The organism is Streptomyces sp. CA-243310 (assembly GCF_050936775.1).
GTDB lineage: Bacteria > Actinomycetota > Actinomycetes > Streptomycetales > Streptomycetaceae > Streptomyces.
In genome coordinates, this window is sequence record NZ_JBNJMF010000001.1 from 1,637,044 (window position 1) to 1,655,091 (window position 18,048).

Consider the following 18,048-nt stretch of genomic DNA (forward strand, 5'->3'; position numbering starts at 1 on the left):
GCAGGTGAAGGCCGCAGGCGGCGGCTGTCGTCCCCACAAGGGGCGGCAGCCGCCCGCCCCGGGCGGCCGACTGCAGTGCTCGTCTACCTCATACGGCGGCTGTTCAACGTCGCCGCCACGCTGCTGGTGGTCTCCGTGGTCACCTTCGGCATCTTCTTCGCGGTCCCGAAGCTGACCGGCAGCGATCCCGCGCTCATGTACGCCGGTCGAGAGACCAACGAGACCGCCCTGGCGGGCATCCGCGTGAAGATGGGCTTCGACAAGCCCATCTCCGAGCAGTACTGGGTGTTCCTCAAGGGCATCTTCGTCGGCCGCGACTACGACGGCGGCACCGAGGTCACGCACTGCGCCGCTCCGTGCTTCGGCTACTCCTTCAAGAGCGAGGCCCCCGTCTGGGAGACCATGCTCGACCGCATGCCGGTCACCCTCTCGCTCGCCGTCGGCGCAGCCTTGATCTGGGTGCTCGCGGGTGTGGCCACCGGAGTGGTCTCGGCGCTGAAACGGCGTACGGCCATCGACCGGACCGTCATGATCGGAGCCCTCGCCGGCGTCTCCCTGCCGATCTTCTTCACCGGCATGGTGGCTCCCGCGGTCTTCGTCTACGGCCTCGGCTGGCTGGACGTGTCCAACTACAAACCCCTGACCGAGGATCCACTGGCCTGGCTCAACAGCCTGATCCTGCCCTGGGTCACCCTCGCCTTCCTCTTCGCGGCGACCTACGCCCGCATCACCCGGGCGACCATGCTGGAAGTCCTCGGCGAGGACTACATCCGCACCGCCCGCGCCAAGGGACTCAAGGAGGGCGTGGTCATCCGCAAGCACGCCCTGCGCTCCACCCTCACCCCGATCGTCACGATGTTCGGCCTCGACCTCGGCGGACTCCTCGGCGGCGCGGTGCTCACCGAGACGACCTTCAACTTCCAGGGTCTGGGAACGGCGGCCGTCGCCGCCATCGGCCAGGGCGACCTCCCCGTGATCATGGGCGTCACCCTCCTCGCCGCGCTCTTCGTGGTGATGGCCAACCTGATCGTGGACCTGCTGTACGCCGTCATCGACCCGCGCGTGAGGCTGACGTGACCGAGAACCCCGCCGTTTCGACCGGCACCTCCGGCGAGCCCGCGTTCGTCCCCGAGCAGGCGAAGGGGGAGACCCGCGCCGGCGACTCCTTCCTCTCCGTACGCGACCTGAAGGTCCACTTCCCGACCGACGACGGCCTCGTCAAGTCCGTCGACGGGCTCTCCTTCGACCTGGAGCGCGGCAAGACGCTCGGCATCGTCGGCGAGTCCGGCTCGGGCAAGTCGGTGACCTCGCTGGCCATCATGGGCCTGCACCGCACCGGCAACGCCCGCAGCCGCCCGCACATCTCCGGGCAGGTCGTGCTCGACGGCGAGGACTTGGTCCAGGCCGACGCCGACCACGTGCGCAAGCTGCGCGGGCACAAGATGGCGATGGTCTTCCAGGACCCGCTGTCCGCGATGCACCCGTACTACTCGGTGGGCAAGCAGATCATCGAGGCCTACCGGACCCACCACGACGTCGACAAGAAGACCGCCCGCAAGCGGGCCGTCGAGATGCTCGACCGGGTCGGCATCCCGGAGCCCCACCGGCGCGTGGACGCGTACCCCCACGAGTTCTCCGGCGGCATGCGCCAGCGCGCCATGATCGCCATGGCGCTGGTCAACAACCCCGAACTGCTCATCGCGGACGAGCCCACGACCGCCCTGGACGTCACCGTCCAGGCGCAGATCCTGGACCTCATCCGCGACCTGCAGAAGGAGTTCGGCTCCGCGGTCATCATGATCACGCACGACCTCGGCGTGGTCGCCGAGATGGCCGACGACATCCTCGTGATGTACGGAGGCCGGTGCGTGGAGCGCGGCACCGCCGAGAAGGTCTTCTACGGCCCCCGGCACCCCTACACCTGGGGGCTGCTCGGCTCGATGCCGCGCATCGACCGCGACCAGACCGAGCGGCTGATCCCGGTGAAGGGCTCGCCCCCCAGCCTCATCAACATCCCAAGCGGCTGCGCGTTCAACCCCCGGTGCCCCTACGCCGACGTACCCAAGGGCGGCATCACCCGCACCCAGCGCCCCGAGCTGACCGAGGACGACAGCCGGCACTGGTCCGCCTGCCACATGTCGCAGGAGGAGCGGACCCGGATCTGGACCGAAGAGATTGCGCCGAAGCTGTGACCGACATGAACGAGACGGGCGCGGCGGAGGCCTCCTCCGCGCAGGCCGCGGCGGACACCGCCGAGGAGCCGCTGCTGAAGGTGACCGGGCTGGTCAAGCACTTCCCCATCAACAAGGGGCTGTTGCGCCGCCAGGCCGGCGCCGTCAAGGCCGTGGACGGCATCGACTTCGACGTTCGGCGGGGTGAGACCCTCGGCATCGTCGGCGAGTCCGGCTGCGGCAAGTCCACCATGGGCCGGCTGATCACCCGACTGCTCGAACCGACCGGCGGCAAGGTCGAGTTCGAGGGCCGGGACATCACGCACCTCGGCGTCTCGGGCATGCGCCCGCTGCGCCGTGACGTACAGATGATCTTCCAGGACCCGTACGGTTCGCTGAACCCCCGCCACACGGTGGGCACGATCGTCGGAGCGCCCTTCAAGCTCCAGAAGGTCACCCCCGAGGGCGGTGTGAAGGCCGAGGTGCAGCGGCTGCTCTCGCTGGTGGGCCTCAACCCCGAGCACTACAACCGCTACCCGCACGAGTTCTCCGGCGGTCAGCGGCAGCGCATCGGCATCGCGCGGGCCCTGGCCCTCAAGCCGAAGCTCGTCGTCGCCGACGAGCCGGTGTCGGCGCTGGACGTCTCGATCCAGGCCCAGGTGGTGAACCTGCTGGACGACCTCCAGGAGGAACTCGGCCTGACGTACGTGATCATCGCGCACGACCTGTCGGTCATCCGGCACGTCTCGGACCGCATCGCGGTGATGTACCTCGGCAAGATCGTGGAGCTGGCCGACCGCAAGTCGCTGTACGAGGCGCCCATGCACCCCTACACGACCGCGCTCATGTCGGCGGTGCCGGTGCCGGACCCGAGGCGGCGCGGCGCGAAGAGCGGGCGCATCCTGCTCAAGGGAGACGTCCCGTCGCCGATCTCGCCGCCGAGCGGCTGCCGGTTCCACACCCGGTGCTGGAAGGCCACCGAGTTGTGCACCACGCAGGAGCCGCCGCTGGTGGCCCTGAAGACGGGGCACCAGGTCGCCTGCCACCACCCGGAGAACGCGCCGGACCAGGCGCCGGGCGACAAGGCCCTGCCGGGCGCCGCCGAAGTGGTGGACACCCCGACGGTGTAGCGGGTCGTGACGACGGCGTGGCGGGTCACGCCGACCGCAGGTGTCCGACCTCGGAGTAGCGGCCGGGGTCGGGTGTGGTGCCGGGGCACCCGGGCGTACGCGTCCGGGAACCCCGGCACCACTGTGCGTTCCCCGGCCGCGTGCCACCCGCGGTCGCCGTTCGCCGCGCCGCCGCCGTGTGCGCCGCGGCCCCACGCCGGTCGCCGCCGTCCGTACCGCCGGCGGGCGGACGGCACAATGGGGGCGTGCTCCACGATCTCTTCCCGCCCGGCATCCAGCACGCCCTGGACCTCGCGGGCATTTTTGTCTTCGCCACCGCGGGCGCCCTGCTCGCCGTGCGCAAGAACTTCGACATCTTCGGCATCGCCGTGCTCGCCCTCGTCACCGCCCTCGGCGGAGGTCTCTTCCGCGATCTCGTCATCGGCGCCGTCCCGCCCGCCGCCTTCGGGGAACTCAGCTTCTTCGTGACCCCGCTGGTCGCCGCCGGGCTGGTCTTCTTCCTGCACCCCGAGGTCCAGCGGATCAACCGCGCCATCAACGTCTTCGACGCGGCCGGCCTCGGACTGTTCTGCGTCACGGGCACGACCAAGGCGTACGAGTACGGCCTCGGCCTGACCGCGTCCGCCTCGCTGGGGCTGGCCACGGCGGTCGGGGGAGGCGTGCTGCGCGACGTGCTGGTCAACGAGGTGCCCTCGCTGCTGCGCGACCGCGAGATGTACGCGGTGCCCGCGGTCGTCGGCGCCTCGATGGTGGCGCTCTTCATCGCCTTCGACACGCTCAACGCGCTCACCACCGCCGCCGCGATCATCACCACGTTCGTGCTCCGACTGCTCGCGATCCGGTACCACTGGCGGGCGCCGCTGGCCTGGAACCGCCGGTCAGCCGTGGCCGAAGAGCCGTAACGCGCACGTAGCAATAGAAAGCTACCGCTTAGTAGCTTGCCGGTGTACCGTCGTTTTCATGTCACATGCAGCGGCCCAGGCATCCATCGGCGACAGCGAGTTCGACCGCGACACCACCCTCTCCGCCCGCGCGGACGAGCCCGGGGTGTACGACGCTGAACTCAGCGCCGGCTGGACGATCATCACCGCCGTCAACGGCGGATATCTGTTGGCACTGGTCGGTCGGGCCCTGTCGGCGGCCCTGCCGCACCCCGACCCCTTCACCGTCTCCGCCCACTACCTGACCTCCTCCGTGCCCGGCCCCGCCGTGATCCGCACGCAGGTCGTCCGGATCGGGCGCACCCTGTCGACCGGCCAGGCGTCCCTCTTCCAGTACGACGAGAGCGGCGCCGAGATCGAGCGGATCCGCGTCCTCGCCTCGTACGGGGAGCTGTCCGCCCTGACCGACTCCGTACACACCACCGCGCTGCCGCCCCTCATGCCCGCGTACGAGGACTGCCTCGGCGCGGAGGCCGGCCCGGCGCCGATCCCCGGAAGCTCCGCCATCGTGGACCGGCTCCGGCTGCGGCTGGACCCGGCGACGGCGGGCTGGGCGGTCGGTGCGCCGTCGGGCAAGGGCGAGATGCGGGCCTGGTTCGAGCTCGCCGACGGCCGTGACGCCGACCCGCTGTCGCTGCTCCTGGCGGTGGACGCGCTGCCGCCGACCGCCTTCGACCTCGGCCTGATCGGCTGGGCCCCGACGGTCGAACTCACCACCCACATCCGCCACCGCCCCGCGCCGGGCCCGCTGCGGGTGGCCGTCACCACCCGCAACCTGGCCGGGGGCTTCCTGGAAGAGGACGCCGAGGTCTGGGACTCGACGGACCGACTCGTGGCCCAGTCCCGCCAACTGGCCCGCGCCCCGCGCCAGACGTCCTGACCCGCACGCCCCGCAGCGCACGCGCGGCGGGGCGTGCGAACCTGCCCGGTGCGCGCCCCGGCCGGTCCGTCACCCAGCCCCCGGCCGGTCCGTCACCTCGGCCCGGCGTGCGGCCCGGCGTGCGTGGCGGTCCGGCGTGCACCCCCGGCCCCGTCCGGCCCCCGTCACCGCGCCCCGCCGGTGAATGCGCCGGCGGGGGGACCGCATGGGGTCCGGGGCGTCGGGGGCTCGTAGAATCGGGGGATCATGGCCTACCTCGACCACGCCGCAACCACCCCGATGCTGCCGGAGGCCGCTGCGGCGATGACCGCGCAGTTCGCCGCCACGGGTAACGCGTCCTCCCTCCACGCCGCCGGCCGCCGCGCCCGCCGCACCGTCGAGGAGGCCCGCGAGGCCCTCGCCGAAGCCCTCGGCGCGCGCCCGAGCGAGGTGGTCTTCACCGCCGGCGGCACGGAGGCCGACAACCTCGCCGTCAAGGGCCTCTACTGGGCCCGCCGCGACCAGGACCCGACCCGTGACCGCGTGCTCACCAGTCCCGTCGAGCACCACGCCGTCCTCGACGCCGTCCACTGGCTCGCGGAGCACGAGGGGGCCCGGGTCGAGTACCTTCCGGTGGACCACCACGGGCGCGTGCACCCCGACGCCTTCCGGGAGGCGATCGAGCGCAACCCCTCCGACGTCGCCCTGGCCACCGTGATGTGGGCCAACAACGAGATCGGCACGGTCTTCCCCGTGCGGGAACTGGCCGACATCGCCGGGGAGTTCGGGATCCCGCTGCACTCCGACGCCGTCCAGGCCGTCGGTCAGCTCGACGTCCGCTTCGGCGACAGCGGTCTCGCCGCCATGACCGTCAGCGGCCACAAGGTGGGCGGCCCGTACGGCATCGGCGCCCTGCTGCTCGGCCGGGACCAGACCCCCGTCCCCGTCCTGCACGGAGGCGGCCAAGAGCGGCACGTCCGGTCCGGGACCCTCGACGTACCGGCCATCGCGGCCTTCGCGGTGGCCGCCGTCCTCGCCGCCGAGCGGCGCGAACGGTTCGCCGTCGAGATCGGCGCCCTGCGCGACGAGCTGATCGCCGCCGTCCTGCGGGAGGTGCCCGACGCCGTGCTCGGCGGAGACCCCGTGGACCGGCTGCCCGCCAACGCCCACTTCAGCTTCCCCGGCTGCGAGGGCGACTCCCTGCTGCTCCTCCTCGACGCCCAGGGCATCGAGTGCTCCACCGGCTCCGCGTGCACCGCCGGCGTGGCCCAGCCCAGTCACGTGCTGCTCGCCACCGGCACCGATCCGCTGCTGGCCCGCGGCACCCTGCGGTTCTCCCTCGGCCACACCTCCACCAAGGAGGACGTCGCCGCGGTGGCCGCCGCCATCGGCCCCGCCGTCGCCCGCGCCCGCACGGCCGGACTCAGCTAGGCCCTGCCGTCACGGTTTCGGCCGCCCCGGCCCGCCCCGCACCCCGGTCGCGGGCCGGTCGGGCCGGTCGGGCCGGGTACCGGTCGGCAGGGCTCGCCGGATCAGCCGGTGGCGGGCTTGCGGGCCAGGGCTTCCCCGACCATGCGGACGTAGCGGTTCCAGTCCCAGTGGCGACCCGGGTCCGTGTGATCGGCACCCGGCACCTCGGAGTGGCCAACGAGGTGCTCGCGGTCGGCGGGTATGTCGTACCTCCGGCAGACATCGGCGGCCAGCTCGGCCGAGGCCGTGTACATCGCGTCCGTGAAGTCCTGCGGCCGGTCCACGAAGCCCACGTGCTCGATGCCGACACTGCGCTCGTTCATGGACCGGTTCCCGGCGTGGAAGGCCACGTCCAGCTCGCGCACCATCTGCTCGACGTGACCGTCCTGGCGGACTATGTAGTGCGCCGACGCCTTGTGCCACGGGTTCTTGAAGGCGTCCACCGAGGATTCGAACCCGCCCTGTGTGACATGCACGACAATCCGGTCCACGCGGTAGTCGTCGGGCCGGTCCGCCAACCGCCAGTTCGCCGGCGAGGCCGCCGTCCAGTTCGCGGCCGCGTAGTCCAGCTCACCGTCCTTGCGCGGCTTGGACACCCCGGGCAGCAGCCACCAGGCGCGTCTGAGCTCGTCCTGCCCGATGACGGCGGCCGTCGCGATCACCCCGAGCCCTCCGAACAGCACGGCCCTGCGGGTCCGGCCCGACCCCTTGCCGGTCGCCTTGCCCGGAGCCGCGTCCCGTGTCTTCCCACCGTCACGCACCATGCGATCCACCCCCGACCCGACAACGCGCTGTGACCCCGCGCGGTTCCCCCCGTACTCTGGACGGTGCCATGACTGAGAACCTGCCGCGCACCGCCCGCCCCCTCCGCGTCCTCGCCGCCATGTCCGGCGGGGTGGACTCCGCCGTCGCCGCCGCCCGCGCCGTGGAAGCCGGGCACGACGTCACGGGCGTCCACCTGGCGCTCTCCGCGAACCCCCAGTCCTTCAGGACCGGCGCCCGCGGCTGTTGCACCATCGAGGACTCCCGCGACGCCCGTCGCGCCGCCGACGTCATCGGCATCCCCTTCTACGTCTGGGACCTCGCCGAGCGATTCCGCGAGGACGTGGTCGAGGACTTCATCTCCGAGTACGAGGCCGGGCGCACCCCGAACCCCTGCCTGCGCTGCAACGAGAAGATCAAGTTCGCTGCGCTGCTCGACAAGGCCCTGGCCCTCGGGTTCGACGCCGTCTGCACGGGCCACTACGCCACCGTCGTCCTCAACGACGACGGCACGCGCGAACTCCACCGCGCCTCCGACATGGCCAAGGACCAGTCGTACGTGCTCGGCGTCCTCGACGAGAAGCAGCTCGCCCACGCCCTCTTCCCGCTCGGCGACACCCTCACCACCAAGGAAGAGATCCGCGCCGAGGCCGAACTGCGCGGCCTCGCCGTCGCGAAGAAGCCCGACAGCCACGACATCTGCTTCATCGCCGACGGCGACACCCAGGGCTTCCTCGCGAACCGTCTGGGCAAGGCCGAGGGCGACATCGTCGACGAGAGCGGCGAGAAGGTCGGCACCCACGAGGGTGCCTTCGGCTTCACCATCGGCCAGCGCAAGGGCCTGCGGATCGGCCACCCCGCCGCCGACGGCAAGCCGCGCTACGTCCTCGACATCTCGCCGGTGAACAACACCGTCACCGTCGGCCCCGTCGAGGCCCTCGACGTCGGCGCCCTCACCGCGATCCGCCCCCGCTGGTGCGGATCCACGGCCGCCGCCCCCGGCACGTACACCGCGCAGCTGCGCGCCCACGGCGGCGAGACCGAGGTCTTCGCCGAACTCGTGGACGGCGAGCTGCGCGTCTCCTTCAGCGAGCCCGTCCGCGGCGTGGCCCCCGGCCAGGCGATCGTGCTGTACGACGGCACCCGCGTGGTCGGTTCCGCCACCATCGCCACGACCGAGCGGACGTCCGCCGCCGTGTGAGCCCGGCGGCCGGGGCTCAGGCCACCGTCAGGACGATCTTGCCGGTGGTGCGGCCCCGCTCGCCGATCTCGTGGGCCTTCGCGGCCTGCTCCAGCGGCAGCACCGTGTCGACCAGCGGCTTCAGCAGGCCCTGCTCGACCAGGGCGGCGATGCCCTCCAGGCCCTTGAGGTCCGGCTCCACGAGCAGCCAGGTGGCGTGCACGCCCTCGGCGTCGGCGGGGAGGCCGTCGGGGCCCGGCAGGGTCACCAGGTGCCCGCCCGGCTTGAGGACCTTCAGCGAGCGCTGCCCGTGGTCCCCGCCCATCGCGTCGATCACCACGTCGATGTCGGAGACGACGTCCTCGAAGTCCGCGGTGCGGTAGTCGATCACCTCGTCGGCGCCCAGGTCGCGCAACAGCGCGTGCTTGGCGGCGCTCGCGGTGCCGATCACGTACGCGCCGCGGGCCTTGGCGATCTGCACGGCCAGGTGGCCGACGCCGCCGGCCGCCGCGTGCACCAGGACCCGCTGTCCGGCCGAGACCCCGGCCGTGTCGACCAGCGCCTGCCAGGCGGTCAGGGCCGCCAGCGGCAGCGCCGCCGCCTCCACGTGGTCCAGCGAGGCGGGCTTGCGGGCGAAGTGCCGGGCGGGAGCGGTCACGTACTCGGCGTACGCGCCGGCCTGCTGCGGGAAGCGGGGCATCCCGTACACCTCGTCACCCACCCGGTACAGGGTCACGCCCGGTCCGACGGCCTCGACGGTGCCCGACACGTCCCAGCCGACGGCCGGCACCGGCCCCCAGGGGATCAGGCCGCCGCTCTCGCGGGTCTTCCAGTCCACCGGGTTCACGCCGGCGGCGCGGACCCGTACGAGCACCTCGCCCATGCCGGGCTCCGGACGCTCGATCTCCCTCTCGACGAGAACCTCGGGTCCGCCCCACTGGCTGACGACGACGGCGCGCATGGATGTCTCCTTTGGTGGTGCCTCTACTGGTATCGAACGGTTTCCCCGGCCGACACATCCAGCTTGGCGGCCGTCGCGCCCGCATGGTGCTGGCCGTACGGCCACCATGTGACAGAATCTGGCCATGCACCGCATCGCCGTACTCGCCCTCGAAGGCGTCCCCCCGTTCGAGCTGGGGATCCCCTCCCGCGTCTTCGGCAACGCCCACGACGACGCCGGCGCCCCGCTCTACGAGGTGACCGTCTGCACCGCCGACGGCCTGCCCGTGACCAGCGACGCGGGCTTCACGGTCGGCGTCGCCGCAGGCCCCGAGGCGCTCGCCGCCGCCGACACCGTGGTCATCCCGCCCACCCACGCCATGGACGACCTCGCACACGGCGCGCCCCTGTCGCCCGCGCTCGCCGCCGCCATCGCCGGGATCCGGCCCGGCACCCGACTGGTGTCGATCTGCACCGGCTCCTACGTCCTCGCAGCGGCCGGGCTGCTCGACGGCCGACCCGCCACCACGCACTGGCTGCACGCCCCCGAGTTCCAGCGGGCCTTCCCGCGGGTCCGGCTCGACGAGGAGGTGCTCTTCGTCGACGACGGAGACGTCCTCACCTCCGCCGGCGTGGCCGCCGGCGTCGACCTCTGCCTCTACCTGATCCGGCAGGACCACGGCACCGCCGTCGCCAACCGCGCCGCACGCCTGTGCGTCGTCCCGCCCTGGCGGGACGGGGGACAGGCCCAGTACATCGACCGGCCCGTCCCCGAGCCCACCGTCGCCACCACCACCGCCACCCGCGCCTGGGCCCTGGAGCGGCTGTCCGAACCGATCGCCCTCGCCGAACTCGCCGACCACGCCCGGATGAGCCTGCGCACCTTCACCCGACGGTTCCGCGACGAGGTGGGCATGACGCCGGTGCAGTGGCTCACCGTCCAGCGCCTCGAACTCGCCCGCCACCTGCTGGAATCCAGCGACCTGTCGGTGGACCTGGTCGCGCACCGGGCCGGCTTCGGATCCGGCAACTCGCTGCGCCAGCACATGAGGACCTCGCTCGGCATCTCACCGATCGCCTACCGACGCACCTTCCGCCCCGCCCTCGCGGAGGCATGACCCCCGGGGTAATCGCGCTCCCGACCGGCGTTTGCCATGATCGAACCCACGGAACGGTCCGACCCGCGGACCGGTCCGGCGCCCATGCGGAGGACCGACACCGTGCACCGGTCCGACACGGCACAGCCGAGGAGAACACGATGACCGCGTACGCCCTGGCCCACCTGCGCCCCGTCCCGATGAACGACGAGATCCTGCGTTACATCGAGGAGATCCAGGCCACGATGGACCCCTTCGGCGGCCGCTTCCTCGTCCACGGCCGAGAGGTCGAGGTCAAGGAGGGCCCCTTCCCCGGGACGGTGGTCCTGATCTCCTTCCCCGACATGGACCGCGCCCACGCCTGGTACGACTCACCCGCCTACCAGGCGATCCTCTCGCTGCGGACCGACAACATCCCCGGCGAGATCATCTTCGTGGACGGAGTCGCCCCCGACTACGACGCGCGCCTGACGGCCGCCCAGTGGCGCGAGGCCCTCGGCCTCTGAGGGCCGAGGGGCGCGATCCGGGCGCGATCAGGATGCGAGCATGGCCACATGGCTACTCACCTGATCACCGGTGCCGGATCCGGCATCGGCGCCGCCGTCGCGAACCGCCTGCACGCGCGCGGCGACGACCTCGTCCTCCTGGCCCGCGACGCCGCGCGCGGCAAGCAGCTCGTCGAACGCTTCCCCGGGGCGGGCGTGCTCGTGGGCGACCTCGCGGACCCCGACCGGCTCTCGTGGGCCTTCTCCAAGCAGGCCGTCCCCGAGCGGATCGACTCCCTGCTGCACATCGCGGGGATCGTCGACCTCGGGCCGGTGGGCGAACTGCGCCCCAAGACCTGGCACCAGCAGCTCAACGTCAACCTGATCGCCCCCGCCGAGGTCACCCGGCTGCTGCTCCCCACCCTGCGCGCCTCGCACGCGACGATCGTCTTCGTGAACTCCGGCGCGGGACTGCACGCGCACGCCGACTGGAGCGCGTACGCCGCCTCCAAGCACGGGCTGAAGGCCCTCGCCGACTCCCTGCGCGAGGAGGAGAAGGCCAACGGCATCCGCGTCACCTCGGTCTACCCGGGCCGCACCGCGAGCCCCATGCAGGCCAAGGTGCACTCCCAGGAGGGCAAGGAGTACGACGCCGCCGCCTGGATCGACCCCGAGTCCGTGGCGACGACCGTCGTCATGGCCGTCGACCTGCCCCGCGACGCCGAGGTCAACGACCTGAGCGTCAGGCCCGGCCGATGAGCGCGAACGCCACCGGCGTCGGCTCGCTGCCCGGCGGCGACGCCCGCGAGGCCGCCAAGACCGTCACCGGCTCCTTCGAGGAGTTCCCGTACCTCGCCGAACTGCCCGCGCGCGGACCGGGCGCGGACATGATCGGCCGGTCGCTGGGGCTGCTCGTCGACATGTACGCGCACGTCGAGCCCAGCGGCTGGCGGATCAGCGACCGCCCCGGCCGCGACAGCAAGCGCGCCCGCTCCTGGCTCGGCGAGGACCTCGACGCCCTGGAGGAGTTCACCCAGGGCTACACCGGCAGGCTGAAGATCCAGGCCGTCGGGCCGTGGACCCTGGCCACCGCGCTGGAACTGCACGGTGGAGAGGCGGTCCTCCAGGACGCCGGGGCCTGCCGGGACCTGGCCGGCTCCCTCGCGGAGGGACTGCGCGAGCACCTGGCCGACGTACGAAAGCGCATCCCCGGCGCCGAGGTGGTGCTCCAGTTCGACGAGCCCTCGCTGACCTCGGTGCTCCTGGGCCGGGTGCGTTCCGCCAGCGGGTACCGGACCTACCGCGCCGTCGACCGGCAGGTCGTCGAGGGCACGCTGCGCGAGCTGTTCGCCGTCCACGACGGCGAGGTCGTCGTCCACTCCTGCGCCCCCGAAGTCCCCTTCGGACTCCTCCGGCGCGCCGGCGCCACGGGCGTGTCGTTCGATTTCTCCCTGCTCACCGAGCGCGAGGACGACGCCATCGGGGAGGCCGTCGAGGACGGTGCGAAACTCTTCGTCGGAGTGGTGCCCGGCACCGACGCCCCGTTGTCGGACCCGGGGGGTAGCGTCATGGGTGTCAGGAAGCTTTGGCGCAGGCTGGGACTGGCCCCGGGGACCCTCGCGGAGTCCGTCGTGGTCACTCCGTCGTGCGGTCTGGCGGGCGCCTCGCCCGCCTACGCACGCGCGGTGCAGGCCCACTGCGTCAGGGCGGCGAGGTCGCTCGCCGACAACCCTGAGTGACGGATCAGACGGGCCACGGGAGGACACGGCATGGCAGCCGAACAGAAGCAGGCCGGCGGCGAGTCGGCGGTGCCGGCGGCGGTGCGCGAACAGCACGCACTGCTCGCCGAGCAGGTCGAGGAGCACCGCTTCCGGTACTACGTGAACGACCAGCCGGTCGTCAGCGACGCCGAGTTCGACACGCTGCTGCGCTCGCTGGAGGCACTCGAAGAGGAGTACGCGGAGCTGCGCACCCCCGACTCGCCGACCCAGAAGGTCGCCGGGGCGTACGAGACGGACTTCGCGTCCGTCGTCCACCGGGAACGGATGCTCTCCCTCGACAACGCCTTCGACGACGAGGAACTCGCGGCCTGGGCCGAGCGGGTGGCCCGGGACGCGAACACCTCCGACTACCACTACCTGTGCGAGTTGAAGGTGGACGGCCTCGCCGTCAACCTCACCTACGAGAACGGCCGGCTCACCCGCGCCGCCACCCGCGGCGACGGCCGCACCGGTGAGGACATCACGCCCAACGTGCGCACCATCGCCGAGATCCCGGACCGGCTGAGCGGCGACCGCATCCCGGCCCTCGTGGAGATCCGCGGCGAGGTCTACTTCCCGATGGACAAGTTCGAGGAGCTCAACGCCCGGCTCGTCGAGACCGAGGGCAAGCCCTTCGCCAACCCGCGCAACGCGGCGGCCGGTTCGCTCCGCCAGAAGGACCCGAAGATCACCGCCACCCGGCCGCTGCACATGGTCGTGCACGGCATCGGCGCGCGCGAGGGCTTCGACATCGACAACCTCTCGCACGCCTACGACCTGCTCCGCGAGTGGGGCCTGCCGACCGCCGAGCACAACAAGGTGGTCTCCACCCTGGCGGAAGTACGCCAGTTCATCGCCCACTTCGGCGAGAACCGGCACTCCGTCGCGCACGAGATCGACGGCGTCGTCGTCAAGCTCGACGAGATCCCGCTCCAGGGCCGGCTCGGGTCGACGGCGCGCGCACCGCGCTGGGCCATCGCCTGGAAGTACGCCCCCGAAGAGGTCAACACCAAGCTCATCGACATCAAGGTCGGCGTCGGCCGCACCGGGCGCGTGACCCCGTACGCGCAGGTGGAGCCGGTGACGGTGGCCGGGTCGGAGGTCGAGTTCGCGACCCTGCACAACCAGGAGGTCGTCAAGGCCAAGGGCGTCTTCATCGGCGACACGGTGGTCCTGCGCAAGGCCGGCGACGTCATCCCCGAGATCCTCGGCCCGGTGGTCGACCTGCGGGACGGCAGCGAGCGGGAGTTCGTGATGCCGAGCGAGTGCCCCGAGTGCGGGACCCCGCTGCGGCCCATGAAGGAGGGGGACATCGACCTCCGCTGCCCCAACGGGCAGACCTGCCCCGCCCAGTTGCGCGAGCGGCTCTTCTACCTCGGCGGCCGGCAGTGCCTGGACATCGAGAACTTCGGAGCGGTGGCCGCCGCCGCGCTCACCAACCCGCTGGAACCCGCGGAACCGCCCGTGCGCGACGAGGGCGACCTGTTCGGCCTCACCATCGAGGACATCCTGCCCATCAAGGCGTACGTCCGCGACCAGGACAGCGGACTGCCCAAACGGGATCCGAAGACCGGCGAGGAGAAGATCGTCACGGTCTTCGCCAACCAGAAGGGCGAGCCGAAGAAGAACGCCCTGGCCATGCTGGAGAACATCGCCGCCGCCAAGGACCGCCCGCTGGCCCGCGTCATCAACGGCCTGTCGATCCGTCATGTCGGTCCCGTCGCAGCCGAGGCGCTGGCCCGGGAGTTCCGTTCGATCGAGCGCATCGAGCAGGCCACCGAGGAGGAACTGGCCGCCACCGACGGGGTCGGCGCCATCATCGCGGCGTCCCTCAAGGAGTGGTTCGCCGTCGACTGGCACCAGGAGATCCTGCGCAAGTGGCGCGAGGCCGGCGTCCGGATGGAGGAGGAGGGTTCCGGCGAGGAGGAGGGCCCCAGACCGCTGGAGGGCCTGACCGTCGTCGTCACCGGCACCCTGCTGAACCACACCCGGGACGGCGCCAAGGAGGCCCTGCAGAGCCGGGGAGCCAAGGTCACCGGCTCCGTCTCGAAGAAGACCTCCTTCGTCGTGGTCGGCGAGAACCCCGGCTCCAAGTACGACAACGCCGTGAAGTTGAAGCTCGCCATCCTCGACGACGCCGGGTTCGAGGTGCTCCTGGAGCGGGGGCCGGACGCCGCGCGCGAGGTGGCGCTCCCGGTGGACGGGGCCACGGAAACGGAGTAACGCCCGAAGGGAAGTCCTTCCGGGGGACGGGCGAAGGCGAACGGATGCGTGCTGTGCGGCCGTCCGGGCGGGCGCACGCCGGGCGTGGCCGGCGGTGCCAAACGGCCGGTACACGGCCGGCGGCAGGGCGGTGACCTGTCGGATCATCGGATCGAGGACCGGAAGAGCCTGGTCCAAACTCACCCGTTCGGCGGATACCGTACTGATGAGGATGGCTGGGTCGCATTCGGGCAACCACTGCCGACCGCTGCCCCTGGGACCCTCCGGCGTCCTACTGTTGTGGGGTGCGCCAGTCGCGCACGGCTGCGTGACGTGCTGCCGGCCGTGACGGCACGACATCGGGGCCATCGCGTGACATCGGCATCGCCGGCTGTGAGAGGGACGGGCATGAAACCCACCGAAAGCGCCGACCCGTCACCCGAATTCGGCGGGGAACCCCCGCCCGAGCGGACGGGACGGTTCGGGTTCCTGGGCGCCAGGACGCCGGACACCCGCCCGCTCGACACCGGAGCGGGCGGCAAAGGGCAGGACGGCAAGCGACAACCCGTGCGCACGACCCTGCCGCTCTTCCTCGTCGGCCTGTCCGTCGTGGTCCTCGCCGCCGGCATCGTCTCGGCCCTGATCGACCATCAGGCGCTGTTCCCCGGCGGCACGGTGGGCTGGGCGCTCGCCCTGCTCACCGGCATCATCGTCGGCCACCTCGTCGCGTTGGGCCGCGACCGCTGGTGGGGCGGCACCGGCTCGGGCGCCGCGCTCACCCTCGCCGTCCTCGTCCTCTACGGATGGGTGCCCGCGGGCCTCGTCTCCCTCGCCGTGGTCTCGCTGGTCGGGGCCGCACGCCGGCACCGCTGGCGGCAGGGCCTGCTCCACGGATCCGTCGACATCCTCGGCATCGGCGCCGGGGCCCTCGTCCTCGGGGCCTTCGGCGACCATCCGACGGTCGAGATCCCCTGGCAGCCCACCACCTGGGGACCCGGGGCCATCCCGGAGATCATCCTGGTCGCCCTCGCCTACCTGGCCGTCACCCGCCTCCTGCTGTGGGCCTCCCTCTCCCCGCGCGGCGGCGGACTGCCCACCGTCGCCCGCACCGCCCTGCTCCGACAGGCGCTCGTCGCCGCCGCCCTGCTGGGCATCGCCCCGCTGATCTGCGTCGTCGCCGTCTCGCAGCCCGTGCTGCTGCCCTTGTTCGCCGTACCGCTCATCGCGCTGGACTCCACGCTGTGGATCGCCCGCGCCCGCGCCGAGGAGCAACTGCGCGACCCGCTGACGGGGCTGCCCAACCGGCAATGGCTGCTGGAGCGCGCCTGGTCGGCGCTGGACGAGGCGGAACGACTCGGCACCCGGGCCGCCCTCGTGCTGATCGACCTCGACCGCTTCCGGGCCGTCAACGACACCCTCGGCCACCTCGCCGGCGACCGGCTGCTCCTCCAGATCGCCGACCGGCTGCGCCAGGCCCTGCCCCAGGACGCGGAGGTCGCCCGACTCGGCGGCGACGAGTTCGCGGTACTGCTGCCCGTCGCGGACTCGACCACCAGCGCCCAGCGGGTCGCCCGGCACCTGGTGGCCGAACTCGGCTCCCCCCTCGACCTGGACGGGCTCACGCTGGTCCTGGAGGCCAGCGCCGGCCTCGCCGTGTTCCCCGACCACGCGCTGGACGCCGAAGGACTGCTGCGCCGCGCCGACGTCGCCATGTACCAGGCCAAACGGGACCGGACGGGCGTCGAGGTCTACGAGTCCAAACGCGACAGCAACACGCCCGACCGGCTCGGCCTCCTCGGCGACCTCCGGCGCGCCCTCGACGCGGGCGAGGTGGAACTGCACTACCAGCCGAAGGTCCGCTTCGACGGACAGGTGGCCGGACTGGAGGCACTCGTCCGCTGGGTCCACCCGGAACGCGGACGGGTCTCGCCCGACGAGTTCATCGCCATCGCCGAGACCTCCGGGCTGATGCCGCACCTCACCGAGTACGTGCTGGAGACCGCCCTCGCGCAGGTGGCGCGGTGGCGGGCGCAGGGACTGAAGGTGCCGGTCGCCGTCAACGTCTCGCCCCGCGACGTCCACACACCCGGCTTCGCGGGAGCGGTGGCCGCCCGGCTGGCGCGGCACGGGGTCCCGGCGAGCGGCCTCCAGCTGGAGATAACGGAACACGTCCTGCTGGAGGACCCCCAGCGGGCGGCCGACACCATGGCCGGGCTGACCGGGCACGGGGTGAAGATGTCGCTGGACGACTTCGGCACCGGCTACTCCTCCCTCGTACACCTCAGACGGCTGCCGGTCAGCGAGCTGAAGATCGACCGCTCGTTCGTGGCCCGGCTCGCCGTCGACGCGCAGGACGCGGAGATCGTCCGGTGCACGGTCGACCTGGCGCACTCGCTGGGGCTCCTCGTCGTCGCCGAGGGCGTGGAGGACGACGAGACCTGGGAGCGGCTGCGGGACCTCGGCTGCGACGCGGTCCAGGGGTGGCTGGTCGCCGCCGCGATGCCGCCGCAGGAAGCCACCGCCTGGCTGCTGGCACGCGGCGAGCGAGGCTGGCGGCGCCCGGCGGACATCACCGCCGAACTCGCGGCCGCCGCGGCGGCGGAGACCCAGGCCTCCTGAAACCACCCGGGCGGGTCCCGGACGGGGACCCGGGCGACCCGGTGGGGCAAACCGTTTAGTGGGTCAGGGGGCGGGCCCCATAGGATTGGGCCTGAAAACCCACACGCTCACCACCCCCAGAGGATCGACGCATGCCTGGCATCACGCGCGAGGAGGTCGCCCACCTCGCTCGGCTGGCACGTCTGGAGCTGAAAAGCGAAGAGCTCGACCACTTCGCCGGACAGCTCGACGACATCATCGGCGCGGTCGCCCGCGTCTCCGAGGTCGCCGACCAAGACGTCCCGCCGACCTCCCACCCGCTGCCGCTGACGAACGTCATGCGCGCGGACGAGGTCCGTCCGTCGCTCACCCCCGAGCAGGCGCTCTCCAGCGCTCCCGCCCAGGAGCAGCAGCGTTTCAAGGTGCCGCAGATCCTGGGGGAGGACTAACAACC

Annotated in this window: 16 protein-coding genes; 14 read left to right on the forward strand and 2 right to left on the reverse strand. The window is 72.1% G+C overall.

From position 1 onward, the window contains the following. Nucleotides 1-75: 75 nt before the first annotated feature. The 6 genes from ACQEVM_RS07725 to ACQEVM_RS07750 all read left to right on the forward strand — a co-directional run bounded on the left by ACQEVM_RS07725 (nt 76) and on the right by ACQEVM_RS07750 (nt 6,532). Nucleotides 76-1,077: an ABC transporter permease gene (locus ACQEVM_RS07725; protein ID WP_053677612.1), complete on the forward strand. Its 1,002-nt coding sequence runs from the start codon at nt 76-78 to the stop codon at nt 1,075-1,077. Further along, complete coding sequence (locus ACQEVM_RS07730) at nt 1,074-2,192, forward strand: ABC transporter ATP-binding protein (protein ID WP_266950028.1); 1,119 nt, start codon at nt 1,074-1,076, stop codon at nt 2,190-2,192. The genes ACQEVM_RS07725 and ACQEVM_RS07730 overlap by 4 nt, the downstream gene beginning before the upstream one ends. 5 nt (nt 2,193-2,197) lie before the next feature. Then, a complete protein-coding gene (locus tag ACQEVM_RS07735; protein ID WP_433076331.1) occupies nt 2,198-3,301 on the forward strand; it encodes an ABC transporter ATP-binding protein in 1,104 nt (367 codons plus the stop codon). A gap of 245 nt (nt 3,302-3,546) precedes the next feature. Beyond that, nucleotides 3,547-4,203, forward strand: coding sequence for a trimeric intracellular cation channel family protein (locus ACQEVM_RS07740; RefSeq protein ID WP_267800490.1), 657 nt, complete (start codon nt 3,547-3,549; stop codon nt 4,201-4,203). Nucleotides 4,204-4,261: 58 nt separating this feature from the next. Then, nucleotides 4,262-5,122, forward strand: a complete 861-nt coding sequence (locus ACQEVM_RS07745) for a thioesterase family protein (RefSeq protein ID WP_433076333.1) — start codon at nt 4,262-4,264, stop codon at nt 5,120-5,122. A 246-nt stretch (nt 5,123-5,368) separates the two neighbouring features. Then, a complete protein-coding gene (locus ACQEVM_RS07750) occupies nt 5,369-6,532 on the forward strand; it encodes a cysteine desulfurase family protein (RefSeq protein ID WP_433076335.1) in 1,164 nt (387 codons plus the stop codon). A 101-nt stretch (nt 6,533-6,633) separates the two neighbouring features. Here the strand turns inward: ACQEVM_RS07750 and ACQEVM_RS07755 are convergent, their stop codons facing one another. Beyond that, a complete protein-coding gene (locus ACQEVM_RS07755; RefSeq protein WP_433076337.1) occupies nt 6,634-7,335 on the reverse strand; it encodes an N-acetylmuramoyl-L-alanine amidase in 702 nt (233 codons plus the stop codon). 68 nt (nt 7,336-7,403) lie between these two features. Between ACQEVM_RS07755 and mnmA the strand changes: the two genes are divergently transcribed. Then, complete coding sequence (mnmA, locus tag ACQEVM_RS07760; RefSeq protein WP_433076339.1) at nt 7,404-8,534, forward strand: tRNA 2-thiouridine(34) synthase MnmA; 1,131 nt, start codon at nt 7,404-7,406, stop codon at nt 8,532-8,534. Nucleotides 8,535-8,550: 16 nt separating this feature from the next. Here the strand turns inward: mnmA and ACQEVM_RS07765 are convergent, their stop codons facing one another. Continuing rightward, the gene (locus tag ACQEVM_RS07765) at nt 8,551-9,474 is read right to left on the reverse strand and encodes an NADP-dependent oxidoreductase (RefSeq protein WP_351384783.1); all 924 of its coding nucleotides are present in this window, start codon (nt 9,472-9,474) and stop codon (nt 8,551-8,553) included. 124 nt (nt 9,475-9,598) lie between these two features. On the opposite strand from ACQEVM_RS07765, the gene ACQEVM_RS07770 reads away from it, so the two are divergent. The 7 genes from ACQEVM_RS07770 (at nt 9,599) to gatC (ending at nt 18,043) form a co-directional block, all read left to right on the forward strand. Continuing rightward, nucleotides 9,599-10,570 (forward strand): GlxA family transcriptional regulator, encoded by a 972-nt coding sequence (locus tag ACQEVM_RS07770; protein WP_267800499.1) that lies wholly within the window; start codon nt 9,599-9,601, stop codon nt 10,568-10,570. A 140-nt stretch (nt 10,571-10,710) separates the two neighbouring features. Further along, nucleotides 10,711-11,055: a DUF1330 domain-containing protein gene (locus ACQEVM_RS07775; RefSeq protein WP_433076342.1), complete on the forward strand. Its 345-nt coding sequence runs from the start codon at nt 10,711-10,713 to the stop codon at nt 11,053-11,055. Between the two features lie 48 nt (nt 11,056-11,103). Further along, entirely contained in the window at nt 11,104-11,793 is a 690-nt protein-coding gene (locus ACQEVM_RS07780) for an SDR family oxidoreductase (RefSeq protein ID WP_433076344.1), read from the forward strand. Next, nucleotides 11,790-12,773, forward strand: coding sequence for a methionine synthase (locus ACQEVM_RS07785; protein ID WP_433076346.1), 984 nt, complete (start codon nt 11,790-11,792; stop codon nt 12,771-12,773). Before ACQEVM_RS07780 ends, ACQEVM_RS07785 begins: the two co-directional genes overlap by 4 nt. 30 nt (nt 12,774-12,803) lie before the next feature. Then, nucleotides 12,804-15,017 carry an NAD-dependent DNA ligase LigA gene (gene ligA, locus ACQEVM_RS07790; protein ID WP_433076348.1) on the forward strand — a complete coding sequence of 738 codons (2,214 nt, stop codon included), beginning with the start codon at nt 12,804-12,806 and terminating at the stop codon, nt 15,015-15,017. A gap of 546 nt (nt 15,018-15,563) precedes the next feature. Then, nucleotides 15,564-17,615, forward strand: coding sequence for a putative bifunctional diguanylate cyclase/phosphodiesterase (locus ACQEVM_RS07795; RefSeq protein ID WP_433079870.1), 2,052 nt, complete (start codon nt 15,564-15,566; stop codon nt 17,613-17,615). Nucleotides 17,616-17,746: 131 nt separating this feature from the next. Further along, entirely contained in the window at nt 17,747-18,043 is a 297-nt protein-coding gene (gatC, locus tag ACQEVM_RS07800) for an Asp-tRNA(Asn)/Glu-tRNA(Gln) amidotransferase subunit GatC (RefSeq protein WP_433076350.1), read from the forward strand. Nucleotides 18,044-18,048 lie beyond the last annotated feature (5 nt).